This is a genomic window from Nocardia transvalensis (assembly GCF_015477765.1).
In the GTDB taxonomy this organism is placed as follows: Bacteria; Actinomycetota; Actinomycetes; order Mycobacteriales; family Mycobacteriaceae; genus Nocardia; species Nocardia transvalensis_A.
In genome coordinates this window covers 19,355-33,448 of the sequence record NZ_JADLQQ010000010.1, presented here as the reverse complement: position 1 = coordinate 33,448, position 14,094 = coordinate 19,355, and the positions used below count along the sequence as shown (strand labels likewise).

Annotated in this window: 10 protein-coding genes and 1 pseudogene; 6 read left to right on the top strand and 5 right to left on the bottom strand. The window is 65.4% G+C overall.

What is annotated here, in order from left to right; genetic code table 11:
* Positions 1-82: 82 nt before the first annotated feature.
* Positions 83-427, bottom strand: coding sequence for a hypothetical protein (locus IU452_RS27390; protein WP_195112076.1), 345 nt, complete (start codon positions 425-427; stop codon positions 83-85).
* A 1,529-nt stretch (positions 428-1,956) separates the two neighbouring features.
* On the opposite strand from IU452_RS27390, the gene IU452_RS38470 reads away from it, so the two are divergent.
* Both IU452_RS38470 and IU452_RS38465 read left to right on the top strand, forming a co-directional pair.
* Complete coding sequence (locus IU452_RS38470) at positions 1,957-2,772, top strand: hypothetical protein (RefSeq protein ID WP_228818877.1); 816 nt, start codon at positions 1,957-1,959, stop codon at positions 2,770-2,772.
* Positions 2,773-2,807: 35 nt separating this feature from the next.
* Positions 2,808-3,083: a hypothetical protein gene (locus IU452_RS38465; protein ID WP_324192845.1), complete on the top strand. Its 276-nt coding sequence runs from the start codon at positions 2,808-2,810 to the stop codon at positions 3,081-3,083.
* A 686-nt stretch (positions 3,084-3,769) separates the two neighbouring features.
* On the opposite strand, the gene IU452_RS27380 is transcribed toward IU452_RS38465, so the two are convergent.
* Both IU452_RS27380 and IU452_RS27375 read right to left on the bottom strand, forming a co-directional pair.
* Positions 3,770-4,063 (bottom strand): putative quinol monooxygenase, encoded by a 294-nt coding sequence (locus IU452_RS27380; RefSeq protein WP_195112075.1) that lies wholly within the window; start codon positions 4,061-4,063, stop codon positions 3,770-3,772.
* 528 nt (positions 4,064-4,591) lie between these two features.
* Complete coding sequence (locus IU452_RS27375) at positions 4,592-5,431, bottom strand: TIGR03619 family F420-dependent LLM class oxidoreductase (protein WP_195112074.1); 840 nt, start codon at positions 5,429-5,431, stop codon at positions 4,592-4,594.
* 475 nt (positions 5,432-5,906) lie between these two features.
* Here IU452_RS27375 and IU452_RS27370 point away from each other — a divergent pair, with 475 nt between their 5' ends.
* Positions 5,907-7,271: an FAD-binding oxidoreductase gene (locus IU452_RS27370; RefSeq protein ID WP_195112073.1), complete on the top strand. Its 1,365-nt coding sequence runs from the start codon at positions 5,907-5,909 to the stop codon at positions 7,269-7,271.
* Between the two features lie 45 nt (positions 7,272-7,316).
* On the opposite strand, the gene IU452_RS27365 is transcribed toward IU452_RS27370, so the two are convergent.
* A complete protein-coding gene (locus IU452_RS27365; RefSeq protein WP_195112072.1) occupies positions 7,317-7,559 on the bottom strand; it encodes a non-oxidative hydroxyarylic acid decarboxylases subunit D in 243 nt (80 codons plus the stop codon).
* Positions 7,560-7,585: 26 nt separating this feature from the next.
* Positions 7,586-9,007 carry a non-oxidative hydroxyarylic acid decarboxylases subunit C gene (locus IU452_RS27360; protein ID WP_195112071.1) on the bottom strand — a complete coding sequence of 474 codons (1,422 nt, stop codon included), beginning with the start codon at positions 9,005-9,007 and terminating at the stop codon, positions 7,586-7,588.
* Between the two features lie 280 nt (positions 9,008-9,287).
* On the opposite strand from IU452_RS27360, the gene IU452_RS27355 reads away from it, so the two are divergent.
* The 3 genes and pseudogenes from IU452_RS27355 to IU452_RS27345 all read left to right on the top strand — a co-directional run bounded on the left by IU452_RS27355 (position 9,288) and on the right by IU452_RS27345 (position 13,976).
* Positions 9,288-9,941 (top strand): UbiX family flavin prenyltransferase, encoded by a 654-nt coding sequence (locus tag IU452_RS27355; protein ID WP_195112070.1) that lies wholly within the window; start codon positions 9,288-9,290, stop codon positions 9,939-9,941.
* 324 nt (positions 9,942-10,265) lie between these two features.
* Positions 10,266-11,891: a CocE/NonD family hydrolase gene (locus IU452_RS27350; protein ID WP_195112069.1), complete on the top strand. Its 1,626-nt coding sequence runs from the start codon at positions 10,266-10,268 to the stop codon at positions 11,889-11,891.
* Positions 11,892-12,015: 124 nt separating this feature from the next.
* Positions 12,016-13,976, top strand: a pseudogene (locus tag IU452_RS27345) (primary-amine oxidase).
* Positions 13,977-14,094 lie beyond the last annotated feature (118 nt).

Below are 14,094 nucleotides of genomic sequence, written 5' to 3'. Positions count from 1 at the left end.
TTAGTGCGACTGCCTCTGAGCTGCGCAAACCTCAGGCCACGGCGCTTCGGAACCTCGCTGACCCCAAGAGAAGGGCCGTCCATCACGGCATGGACAACTCCATTGACCGCGAGGCTTCGATCGCCACTGCGATAGATCCCGACGACTCGGAAGAGGAGATCGATGGGCAACTATGGGTGAGCGACTGCTCCGCTGCGTTGGCATGTGGCGCAAGAACGGGCAGGACGAGGCCACCCGCGAATAGCAGCAGCCGCTCGGAAGTTGGAATGGCAGTCAGATCGCGGGCATGCAGTCCACTGGCGGGTATCAATGGCGATGCCCGCACGGGTTGATCGGCGTGCGCGGAGCCGCCCAGCCAGCAGGCGGCCCAAACCAGAATCACCACGACGGCCAGCGTCACCACCACGACACGGGCAGCCTTGATCACTGTGCGGCACCTTTCGCTGCGGGGCGCCGACCACCCAGCCGGCGCCCGACTGAGGGCCCGCGGAGGTTTCGCCAGCATGGTTCTGGGCTCGACCAGCACAGCCCTGCAGCACCTGGCGGAATGCCCGCGCCCGAGTGGCCGTGCCGGAACTCCGGGCGGCCCGGAGCAGCGGCGGCTGCGGATCGAAAACGACCAGCTGAACCTTGCTCTGGCCGAGGCTACGTACGACCGTCGAACGTATCTCGGCATCCGCCTGGGCGAGTTCGTCTTTCGGCAACCCCTGCAAGCGGCGTCGTCCCGGATTCGAATGTTCAGTGTTCGCGGGCGACGATCAGCGCGGTTCGAGGGCCGGAGCCGCCGCAACAGGTCTCGATGCTCGTAGCCTTGCCGGAGCCAACCGGTGCTGATGCGGATCGCCTTCGATCCGAGAACAGCAACGTGTCAGCCACGCCCGATAGGCTCTGCCACTTGCTGCCCACGAACCAGACAAACAGTATCCGAGTTGCGCCGCCCTCTCGGCGGTTCACATGCCCGCCCGGTTCGACAAGGCCGTCATTTGCCCGATTTGTCTTGGACCAATCGTGGACCAAAGCGATCCGGCACCAGCTGATCATGGACCACCCGTTCCGCCCGCTAGACCTGTGAGCTGCTGTTATGCTCGCTGCACACGCGAGCACAACGGGCATAGCGTGCACGAAATGTCCCTATCGAGCACTTCTTCTTGACTGGGGGTCAGGTGGTCGCAGGTTCAAATCCTGTCAGCCCGACCAGGTCAGACGGGTTTTTCCCCTCTACTGGTTGCGTTTTGTGGACCAAATGTGGACCACGGGCGGTAGCCCGGGTCTGTCGGGCCTGTCAGGCACAGCAGTCGGTATCGAGCACAGCGGGCGGTCCGTCGACGGCGTCTTCATCGCGGTACGACGCGCTCCCGGTTCGTCCTTGCTCTGGCGTGGCGGCCGTTCGGGAATGCCGGGTGGTTGCCAGTGCGTTATGGGCTGGCTTACCGTGGTGGAACGTCCCAGCTCATGGGAGTTCCCGGTAACCGCGTTGGCGGAGCCGGACGACACCGTCAGCGGGCGAGTCGTTTCAGCGGAGCCTTGTCGCGACGAATCCAGCAGGTAGCGGGCCCGGGTGTGTTTCGGCGTCGTGTTCGTTCGAGGGCTCGGTATCTCTGTCCGCCGCGCGGGCTGGTCGGTCGAAACCGACTGGGGTGTACTGGTTGCCCTCCGGCGGACATCGGGGACGGGAGGTCCGCGATGCAGCAGTCGGACAGCACACGCCAGCTTCTGGTGAACCAGCGGATGTACACCACCGGCGAGGTCGCGCAGCTACTGGGAGTCGATGCATCGACAGTGCGTCGGTGGCGCCGCGCGCAGCCGGTTCAGGGGCGGGTTTCATCCGCCTGTCGGAACGTGTCGCCCTGTATCCGGAAAGCGACCTGGAAGCGTATCTCGAAGCGCGGCATGTGACACCGGCTGCTTGATGTTCGCTTGGATGGCGAACTCCTCCGACTATCGGGGGAGTACGCAATGACGGCGGTATTGGAGATTCCTGTCGGGATCACCGTGTCGTTCGACATCGAGGAGATCCCCAGATCCCGTTCGGGGAAGCCGTTCCGGGCACGGGCGCGATGGACCAACCCGCATACGAAGAAGCGCGACACGAAGTCGGTTGCGTTCGAGACGACCGCACTCGCCGAGGACTGGGTCGATCGGATGCGCAGACTTGCCGCGCGCGGTATCGATCCGGTGCGGGCCAACCTCACCCTGCTCGACTACGCGGAACTTGTTCCGCTCGATTCGCAGAAATCGAACCTCGAGATCGCGCTCAAAGGGTTGGAGGACAAGACCAAAGACCCGTACCTGTGTGGCTGGCGCAAGCGGGTGATCCCCACTCTGGGGCATCTCCCCGTCCTGTCCATCACCAACGGGATCGTCGATCGGGCAGTGGTGCAGTGGATCGAGGAGGACGGCTGCGGTAAATCCACGATCAAGAACACCCTCGCCGTCCTGGTCCGTGTCATGGAGCAGGTCAAGCGGGATGGCCTGCGAGACGATAATCCGGCTCGTGTCCGGGGCTGGCAAGAGCTGTACAAGCAGATCGAAGACGAGCTGAAAGACCCCCGCGCGCTGGCCATTCCGGATTGGCAGGCGCTGGTGACGCTCTGCGATTCTTTGGTGGCGGCCTCGGCAGACCACTACCAAGGGTGGGGCGACGTCGTGATGTTCGCCGCCTGCACCGCGGCGCGGATCGGGGAGGTCTCCGGCTGCGGACTCGGTGACATCGACACCGAGCAATGGATCTGGACGATTCGGCGCCAAACCACGGCGGGCCCGGCGGCTTGAAAGACAAGGGGACCAAGGGGAAGCGAGCCCGTTTGGTGCCGATCATCGAGGAGATCCGGCCCATGGTGGCGGCCCGTGTCGGGGCCTGCCGAGGAAACAAGGACGCCCGGCTGTTCACCGGTCCCCAGGGCGGCCGCATCTCCACCGGATCGCTGCGCCGAGCCACCCACTGGGACGAGGTCGTGGCCCTCCTCGGCTACACCCATCTGGTCCGACACACGCTGCGTCACACCGGCCTGACCTGGTTCGCCGACGCCGGTGTCCCGCTACATCGCCTCCAGCAGATCGCCGGCCCGCCGATTCCCGCGTGACCGAGCGGTACATCCGACCCGACAAGTCCCAGCTCGCTGGGGACGCGAAACGGATGTCGAAATACCTCGGGTGCGGGCGCTATGAGGAAACGGTTCGACAGGAAATGAACCGAGCAGAAGGCGCGAGCCAGGCTGCGTCTTTCTCCCCACGTACGGCGTTGGTGGTCGCTGGCGAACTGAGCTTCTGAAGCACGACCGTGGTGGTGTACCGGCACGGTCTGTGTCGGTACACCGTTAGCCCTCAGCGTTTGGCCTAGTCAAACGCGCGGGCCAGCCACTAGGTCCTGTCGTGTAAGCCGAGTTTTCCCGGCCTCTGCTCGTCCCGATCTACAGTGGACTCAGTCCTTCTGCGGGGATGCGGCCGGGTGGCCAGGGTCTGGGAAGGGAGGGGTAGCAGGCCGGATCGACGGCAATAATCGGCCCGAGCGGGTTGTCGAGGGCGTGTGCGATGTGGGGCTGCGGGTTGGTAGCGGCTTCGCCGCCGCTGGCGAGCGGTGCTGCTGATGGCCCCACTCCAACGTCAGCGCCTCCGCTGATGTCGCCGCCACGGCGCTGTTCCAGTTCGCGCCGCCGCAGCTGATTGCCCGCGAGAATCGGACCTGTGCGCACACGCGATGACCGAGGAATTTCTCCGGCTAGGAACGGATCTCCTTCCTTTCGAGGTTCGCCGCGTCCGGCCGAACCCGTCAGTCGAAGGGCGGCCCACTATGGGAGACCTCGTGTTTGAGTACGTGGTCTTCCTTGATGTCGATCACTTCGGCCGAGTGCAGCCCCCTCGCGCGGAAGGCGGCTAGAGCCTCCGGCGACTCCCAGTACTCGAAGAGGTTTACCCGCCCCGGCTCGATCGGGTCGGCCGAGATAGACAAGTCGATGCAGCCCGGCTGGTTGCGGCCTGCCTCCATGATGGGCCGGTGGCCCTCGACGAAGCGGTCCCTGTCCATTGGGTCCACATACAACCTGCCAGCGACGATCACCGTCATGTTGCGGCTTCCCTTCTCGTGCTTTTGAGGAGTGCAGGCCCGGTGAGCCCGGGGTGGGACGGCAAAGGCATTGTTATGCGCCCGGATTCGCTGTGGACGCCTGGTAAGCAGGGGAGATGTGATCCTGTGAACCAGAGCCAACGGGGTAGCCGTAATTGGAGCCAGTGCCAGAACCGCCCCCGGCCCCGGCCCCTGAGCCAGTGCCAGTGCCGATGCCGGAGCCAGTGCCGGCGCCGGTGCCGGAACCGGAGGGCGGAACAGGGTAGCCCAGTTCATAGGAGAAGGGACCAAGAACGACCGGCGCCGTGGATTGGACGTTTGCCGGAGGGTGGGGTAGGGCAGGTCCCGCTTCGGCAGCGCCGACGGCACCGGCGGTCATCGTGGACAGCGCCAGCAGGGCCAGGATGCCGGTGGCGGTAAGCATGCGATTCATGGGGTCCTCCTCGAGATTTCACACTGTGGACAGGTTGAACTGTGCTGCAGAGAAGAAATCCGACGGCGTCGGGAGATTCGAACGACGGGCCACCCTCACAACTGCGGCGGGCCCTGCAGGATGCGGCGGCGGATGGGCTCGACGCGTTCGAGCCGATCGTCCAGGAATCGTTCCTGCCACCAGGTCGCACCCGCCTCGGCCACCGGCCCGATGATCTCGCGCGCGGTGCCCGGCTCGGTCGTGCCCCCGACCACCAGATCGAACGACTCGTCGGCGCCGCACCGGGTAAGGAACTCGCGCAGCTCCCGCACATCCTCGGCGCGCGGACCGTCGGGCAGGATCGGTACCGCCCCGTCCCAGCGGGCCGCCCGCCGCATCGGCGCCTTGTTCGGCCACACCCCACCGACCCAGATCGGCACCCGCGGACGCTGCACCGGCGTCGGCCGGAACACCACATCGTCAATCACCACGTGCGAACCCTTATAGCTGACCTGCTCGCCGGACCACAGCAGGTTCAATGCCTCCAGGCCCTCGTCCAGTCGTGCGGCGCGGATCTTGGGATCGGCGGGCTCGCCGAAGCTGCTGTATTCGGCCGCACCGCCCAGCCCGACGCCGAGCACCATCCGGCCGCCGGTCAGCCGGTCCAGCGTGGTCACTTCCCGGGCCAGCTTCTGGGGACGCCGCCGGGCCACGGGTGTGACCATGGTGCCCAGCCGGATGCGCTCGGTGACCGTCGCGGCTACCGCAAGCAGTACCCAGGGGTCGGCGAACTCCCGGTCCTGCCGTTTGTCGAAAAGTACGTGGTCCCAGAGGAATATGTGATCCCAGACGAACAGGCCGTCCCACCCGGCCTCCTCGGCGCTGCGGGACAGGTCGGCAAACACCTCCGGATCGGCGAAGTCACCGAAGTTAGGAACGTTGACCAAGTAGCGCACTATCCCACCGATCCTTCCCAGCCCACCGCTGCCGACTCCGTCGACCGATCGGGCCCAGCCTCACATCGCAGAAAGGGGACCGCGAGCTCAGGCATATCAGCAGAGATGGAGCGTGTTCGCACCTGATGGCGGCGCACGACTTCCGCTCCGAGACACCAGGCTTCAGCTTCTTGTCCCGACGAATGCGCTCGAACGACTCCACACGAGATAGAACACCCGGCACGTCGACGTCCGCGGTCTTGAAAAGCCGCCGCGGAGTTCTCGTGCACCGAACCGGGCACGATCACCGTAACAGGTGGGACCGGGTGGTGCGCCTTCGCGCCGCCGGGCCGGTGCGGGTGTTAGCGTTCACGGCACGACGGGTTACAGCCTGAGGTGCGGCTGTGACGATGAGCGAAGGCAGTTGCGGTTCAACGGTGAGCCGGGTGGGTCGGTTGTGGCTGATCGGCATGCCCCAGGGTCTGGGAAGGACCACATGGCGGAAACTGTCGGTCCCACGTTCAGCGGGCGGCTGTACCTGTCCGGCGATCCGGGCTACGACGAGGCGGTGGTGGACCGTGTGTTCAACGCGCGGTTGCCGCAGCACAGGCCCGCGGCGGTGCTGCAGGCGGCGACCGATCAGGATGTCGTGGCCGGGGTGCGGCTGGCCCGCGCTCGCGGGTGGAAGGTCGCGGTCCGTGCGGGCGGGCACAGTTGGGACTCGTGCAGTGTCCGCGACGGCGGCCTGCTCATCGATGTCGGCGGTCTCAAAGACCTTGCCTACGATGCCGAGAACGCCATCGTTTCCGCCGGGCCTGCAGTGAACGGCGGCGAGCTCAGCCCCTTCTTGGCGAGGTACAGCCGGTTCTTCAACGGCGGCCATTGCCCGCAGGTCGGCCTCGGGGGTTTCCTGCTGCAGGGCGGGCTGGGGTGGAACGCGCGTGGTTGGGGCTGGGCGGCCGAGCACATCGCAGCCATCGATGTGGTGACCGCCGGTGGAGAGCTGGTGCGAGCATCGGAGACCGAGAACAGCGACCTGTTCTGGGCCGCCTGGGGTTCCGGTCCCGGCTTCTTCGGCGTCGTCACCCGGTTTCACCTGCGCACCGTGTCGCTGCCCCAGGCGCTGCACGAGACCGTGCACACGTATCCGGGCGAGCTGTACGACGAGGTGATGACCTGGCTGTACGAGGTGCACACGACGATCTCGCCGGATGTGGAGGTCGTCGCCCTCGCGCAGACCACGCCGGAGCCGATCGACGGCTACACCGGGCAGGTCGTCGTGGTGAGCGGACTGGCGCTGGTCGACACCTCAGCGCAGGCGTCGGAGGCGCTGGCGCCGTATACCACGTGCCCGGTTCTCGACCAGGCACTTTCGCGCGTCGACGCGGCGCCGACGACGCTCGACGTGCAGTACGACCGTCAGCGCGCGGCGTATCCCGGAGGATGCCGATTCGCGGTGGACAACGCCTGGGTGGACGGTCCTACCGAGGTGGCCGTGCCGGCGATGCGTTCGGCGTTCATCGACCTGGTCACCGACCGCACCCTCAGCACGCTCATCAGCATGGGGCCCACCCGCGAACTGCCCGATATGGCGCTGTCGGTTCAGACGGACTTTCTTCTGGCCACCTATGCCGTGTACGACGATCCCGCGCAAGACGACCAGGTGCGCAGCTGGCTCGATGGCGTCATGGCCGACCTCGCGCCGGTCTCTGCCGGGCAACAGCTCGGTCACCTCGACATAGCCAACCGCGATAGAGCCAACCGTCCGTTGCGGGTCTTCGGCGAAGCCCAGTCACAGCGACTGGATCGGATCAGGGCAGAGCGCGATCCCGACGGCCTCTTTCCCATCTACCCCTCGTGAATGTTGTTCTGTACCAGCCAAGTTGGCCTTGGTGATACTCTATGGTTACGGGTCGGCCCGCAAGGGTGGGATGGCCGGTACTTCGGGGGCGTTGCGGATGTCGTCTTCGGTCATGCGGAATTGCTCGGGATAGTGGGCGCGCTGGGTGCGGCGGGCGGGTTCACTGGTGCGCCACATGTACAGGCAGCGGGCGCATTGCAGGACGTCCCAGACGCCGGGATCCGGTGAGGTGCAGATGTTTTCGATGGTGTCGAAGGCGCAGCGGGGGCAGATCTGGTCATCGGTCATGAGGGCCTCCTGGTGGATGGATGGGTTCACCGTGTGGTGAGTGCGCGCAGCCGCTCGATCCAGGCGGCGGTCTCGGGGAGGTCGCGCACTTGGGTGCCGTAGTGACCGCGCCGATCGGGAGAGACGGGGGTGGTGGCGTCGATGATTAGTTTGTCGACGATACCGGGAGTCGTCGCCTGCGGTGCCAGTGCCAGGACCGGCAGATTCGGGATGACGACCAGGTCGCCGCTGGGGTTCATCTTCGTCGACAGCGCCCACATGACCTGCGGCAGATCGAACGGGTCGACGTCCTCGTCGACGACGATCACCGTTGCCGCATAGCCGAGTCCGTGCGGCGTGGTCAGCACGCGCGTGCCGACGGCCTTGGCGAATCCGCCGTATCGTTTCTCTGTGGAGACGATCACCACCAGCCCGTGGGTGTACATGGCGTTGACCGCCTGCACCTCCGGAAAGTCCTTCTTCAGCTGTTCGTACAGCGGGACACAGGTGTTGGCGGCCATCAGGTAGTCGATCTCGGTCCACGGCATGCCCAGATACAGGTGTTCGAAGATCGGGTCGGTGCGGTAGGAGATCTTGTCGACGCGGATGACGGGCATGCTGCGGCCGCCGGAGTAGTGGCCGGTGAATTCGCCGAAGGGGCCCTCGATTTCGCGTGCGCGGCCCTCGATGACGCCTTCGATGACAACCTCCGATCCCCAGGGCACGGGTAGTCCGGTCAGCGGTGCGGTGGCGATGGGCGCCGGTTCGCCTCGCAGCGCACCGGCCAGTTCGTACTCGTTCTCGTCGTAACGCATGGGGGTGGACGCCACGATGCTGATCACCGGTTCGTTGCCGAGGGTGATGGCGATCGGCAGATCCGCGCCTGCCTGTTCTGCCTTGTTCAGGTGCTGGGCGATGTCGTGCATGGGCACCGGCTGCAGCGCCAGTTTGCGTTTGCCCTTGACCTGGATGCGGTAGATGCCGACGTTCTGCTTGCCGCTGTTGTCGGGGTCCTCGGGATCTTTCGACACGACCGCGGCCTTGTCGATGTAGAACCCGCCGTCGCCGTCGTTGAGCCGGATCAGCGGTAGCACCCCGAAGAGGTCGACCTCGTCGCCGTCCATGGTGTTTTCCGCCCAGGGCGGATCCTCGCGCTGCTGCGGCGGCACCGGGAACCGGCCCCATCGTTCGATGAATTCCCGGACCTGATCCTTGGTGCCGGTGTGCTTCGGAAGGCCCAGGGCCAGAGCGTGATTGGGCCAGGAGCCGTGCACGTTCATCGTGATGCGGGCGGAGGTGAAACCGGCGATATTGTCGAAATACAGGGCCGACGACTGTTGGCCGAGCCGAGCCACGGCATTCGCGGCGGCGGCGATATCGGGTTCGGGCATGACCCGATCGGTGATGCGCAGCAGCTGCCCCTCCTTGTCGAGCCGATCGAGGAAGCTGCGCAGGTCATCGTATGCCATGTGGAATTCCCTTCTCGGGAAACGGATGTCACGCCACCGGATTCATCACCACGAGGTCGAGCTGGGGGAGTGGACCGAGAAAGGGCTCTCACCTCTATGTCGCACCTGCTCCGGCACGAAGTGTAGCTGCCAAATTGCTAGAAATAATCGAGGTCGGCTCGTTCGAGGCGGCATCAGGTAGCGCGTCCGTGGTATTCACCGTCATATAGCTGTCTGATTGCTATGGTCGGGCACTAGGCGATCGGCAGTTCCGTGCGGTCTGTGACCTCGAGGAGTCGATATGCGGCGGTTCGTAGTTGGTATGACCGGGGCGACCGGTGCGGTACTCGGGGTGCGGTTGCTGGAGGAATTGCGGGCGCAGCCGGAGGTGGAGTCGCATCTGGTGATCAGCCGGTGGGCGCGCTCCACGATCGAGTGGGAGACGGGGATGAGTACCCGGGAGGTGTCGGCGCTGGCCGATGCCACCTACAGTCCCGACGATGTGAGCGGGCCGCTGTCGTCGGGGTCGTTCCGCACCGACGGGATGTTCATCGTGCCGTGCAGCGTGAAAACGATCGCCGGGATAGCGACCGGATACGCGGAGGGCCTGATTCAGCGGGCCGCCGATGTCACGCTGAAGGAACAGCGCAAGCTGATCATCGTGCCGCGGGAGGCGCCACTGAGCGCCATCCATCTGGAGAATCTGCTGACGCTGGCGCGGTTGGGGGTGATGGTGATCCCGCCGATGCCGGCCTTCTATCAGCATCCACAGACGGTGGAGGACGTGGTGAACGTCTTCGTTGCCCGGCTGCTCCGGCATTTCGATCTCGACTCGCGCTACGACTACGAATGGACCGGGTTCACCGACGCTCGGCAGCAATCCCCGGACGAAGGCGGAGACCGCCCGAAATCCACTGCTCACGGCCCCCGCCGCAATGGGCGGAAGTCGAACTAGTGATCAACGCGGTGATGTTAGGCTGTCCGGGATGTCCAGAAGGTCGTTCGTTATCTAGGACGAGTGATTCTGCGGCCGCCGTGTGTCTGTCATGATCGCGACGGTGCTGGCGGGTGTGTGCCGGAGTGCTAGCGGGTGCAGCAGTTCTCACCGAACACCATGGAGTCTTTCTGCGATTCGAGGCTTGGGTGGGTCGGTTGGTGTTGGCAGAAGTGGTCTCAGAAGGATCCTGGAAAGGATGAATGGGATGTTGCGCCAGATAGTCGACGTTTCCAACTTCGGTGACTTCGCTGATCCAGAGGTGTTCACCCTAGGGTGCATGCGATGAACCGGGCCAGTCGCAAGCTGGAACGCGAGCAGCACTTATCTCCGCCGTTGACCCGGGATGTGGTCATCGAGCGTGATCTGCGGGTGCCGATGCGCGACGGGGTCGTGTTGCTGGCCGACCGCTGGGCCCCGAAATCGGGTGGTGACGGTCTGCCGACCGCGTTGGTGCGTTGCCCCTATGGCAGGAGGGGCCAGGTCGCGGTGGAGGCGGCCCTGCCGCTGGCCGAGCGCGGATTTCAGGTGCTGGTGCAGAGCACCCGCGGCACCTTCGGTTCCGGTGGGCGGTTCGATCCGTTCCGGTGCGAACGCAACGATGGCCTGGACACCTTGGACTGGGTGGTCGAACAGCCCTGGTTCGGCGAGTCGATGATCCTGGTGGGCGCCAGCTATCTGGGCTGCGTCCAGTGGGCCGTGGCCGACCAGCTGCCGCCTCAGGTCAAGGCCATGATCCCGGTCGTCTCGGAATCGGCTTTCACCCTGGAGTTTCTCCGCAAAGACGGGTTCGCCCTGGAAACCCCGTTCAGCTGGGGCATCAAGATGGCCACCCAGGAACGCATGTTCGCGCAGCTGCGCAACAAGGGCAACGACCGCAAGGTGGCACGTGCTCTGCTGCGGACACTGCCGCTCGACCAGGCTGACGCTGCCGTGCTGGGCCATCACGACGACTACATCCAAAACTGCCTCGCCCATGACGCCGACGACCCGTTCTGGTCATCCGCCGACCACCGTGGCCAGGTCGCCGACATCACCGTGCCGGTCAGCATGGTGGACGGCTGGTACGACATGTTCGTGCCCGGCCAGCTCCGCGACTTCCAGGTGCTGCAGAAAGCCGGGCGCACCGCCCGGATCACCGTGGGGCCGTGGCTGCACTACTCGCCAGGAGTGGCCGAGTCGACCTCCAAGGAGGCTCTGGAGTTCGGTTTGGCCTACGCGCGTGGGGAACAGCCCCCAGAGCGCGCGCCGGTGCGGTTGTATGTGATGGGTCAGGAAGAATGGCGTGACTTCCCGACGTGGCCGCCGCCGGGGTACGAGCCGCAGCGGTATCACCTCCAACCAGACGGCGCCCTGGCCACCGAGCTTCCGCAGGAGTCGGCTCCGGACGGGTATCACTACGATCCGGCCGATCCCACACCCGCTCTCGGGGGACCCAGCACCTACTCCCTCATCGAACCCGGCCGCGTCGACAACGCCGCACTGGAAGCCCGGTCGGATGTGCTGACCTACACCACGCCCACCCTGGCCCGGGATGTCGAGGTGATCGGGGAGGTCAGCGCCGAGATCTGGTTCCGCTCCAGCCTGCCGCACGCCGACGTGTTCGTCCGGCTGTGCGATGTCGACGACCAGGACCGCTCCTACAACGTGTGCGACGGCCTTGTCAGCCGCACCGACGCCGACCGAACAGGCTGCGCCACAGTCCATTTGTGGCCCACGGCGTACCGCTTCAAACGCGGCCACCGCATCCGCGTCCAGGTCTCCAGCGGTGCCTTCCCGCGTTTCAACCGCAACCTGGGCACCGGCGAACCCCGGGCCACCGCCACCACCCTCCGCGCCGCCGACCAGCAGGTCTTCCACGACCCGCAGCACCCATCCGCGGTGATCCTGCCGGTCCGGCAAGCAGGCTGAGAACCGGGGGGTCGGATCGCCGGAATTCCCTTGGGCATGAACCACTCATAACGAAAGACCACGCACGTGCGACCCGGCGCGACCGATGGACACAGAAGGAGCACCGGCGATGCCCTCGACCGATATGCGCGTATCCGACCCCGCCTCGAACGTGCTGGCAAGCCTGTCCGCTGAGGAGATCGACATCGTGCGGACGGCGGTGGAGGCGGCCGGGTTGCTCGCGGAGACCACCAGGTTCGTCTACGTCGGATTGGCCGAGCCGGACAAGCAGGCGGTGCTGGCGTATCAGGAAGGGGCGGCAGGGGCGCCGGAGCGGATGGCGCGAGCGTTGCTGCTGGACACCGCAACCGGGGCGGGCGGCGATCTGCTCGTGTCGATCTCCCGGGCGGTGATGCTCGAGCGCTCGACGATCGATGCGGAGCTGGGGCAGGTGCCGGTTTTGGTGGAGGAGTTCGCCAAGATCGGGGAGATCATGGCCGGCAACGAGCGATGGTGCGCCGCGCTACGTGCCCACGGCGTCGACCCGGCCATGGTGGCGTATGTTCCGTTGTCGGCCGGGCATTTCGATATCTCGAACGAACGAGGTCGGCGCGTCATCAGAGTGCTGGCGTTCCGCCAGGATCATCCGCAGGACCACCCGTGGGCACACCCGATAGACGGCTTGAGCGCCTATGTCGACATGACCTTCGGCGAACTGATCGACATCATCGATCACCGCGTCTTCGACGTTCCCGCAGAACCGGGCAATTTCCAGGACCCGCCCAGGTGGGGCCGCCGTTGGAAGGTCTGCGCCCGATCGCGATCACCCAGCCCGACGGGCCGAGTTTCCGAGTCGACGGTGAGTGGATCGAGTGGGCGAACTGGCGGCTGAGCATCGGATTCGACGCACGGGAGGGCCTGATCCTGCGTCAGGTGAGCTATCGCGACGCCGGGGTCCACCGGCCGGTGCTGTATCGGGGGTCGATCGTGGAGATGGTGGTGCCCTATGGTGATCCGTCGCCGAACCGGTTCTGGCAGAACTACTTCGACACCGGCGAGTACCTGTTCGGGAGGTTCGCCAATTCGTTGCGGCTCGGGTGCGACTGCTTGGGCGAGATCCACTATTTCGATGCGACACTCGCCGACGAGTTCGGCTCCCCGCAGACCATCGAGAATGCGATATGCCTCCACGAAGAGGACTACGGCACGCTGTGGAAGCACACCGACCTGTTCACCGGGGTCAGTGAGGTACGCAGGCAGCGGCGACTGGTGATCAGCTTCTTCACCACCGTCGGCAACTACGACTACGGCTTCTACTGGTATCTGTACCTGGACGGGACCATCGAGTGTGAGGCCAAGCTGACCGGCGTCGCGTTCACCGCTGCCTATCCGCCGGAGGGCTCCCCCTACCAGACCGAGGCCGCACCCGGCCTCGGCCTGCCCTACCACCAGCATCTGTTCTGCGCACGGTTGGACATGACGGTGGATGGTGTAGCCAATGCCGTGGACGAGGTCGATGTGCAGAGGCTGCCGATGGGCCCGGACAATCCCTACGGAAACGCCTTCACCACCAAGACCACCAGGATTACCAACGAGAGTGACGCTGCCCGCGGCGCGGACGCCGCGGTCGCCCGAACCTGGCACATCCTCAACACCGAGAAGACGAACCGTCTGGGTAGGCCGACCGGCTATGTGCTCTATCCGCAGCAGAACCCGACCCTGCTGGCCGACCCGGCCTCGTCCATCGCCGCCCGCGCGGCCTTTGCCACCAAACACTTGTGGGTCACCCGGTACACCGCCGACGAACGCTACCCGGCGGGCGAGATGGTGAACCAGAGTCCGGGCGGCGCGGGACTGCCTGCCTACCTGGCAGCGGGCCGGTCGTTGGATGGCGAGGACATCGTCCTGTGGCACACCTTCGGGCTGACACACATCCCACGCGCCGAAGACTGGCCGGTCATGCCGGTCGACTACTGCAAATTCACCCTGAAACCCTACGGATTCTTCGCCGCCAACCCGGCGATGAACGTGCCCGTCACAACGAACGACTCCTGCCACACCCAGCACGAGGACGGGCATGGCACGACCAACACCCCCAACAGCTGACAGCGGCGAGCGACCCGTAGCGACGTCGGTCACGTTACGGGATGACTCCTGAATATTGGTGGCAAAATAATTTTGCTATCAAAACAAGCTGCTCGCGCGTCCGCTGCCTGCACCTATC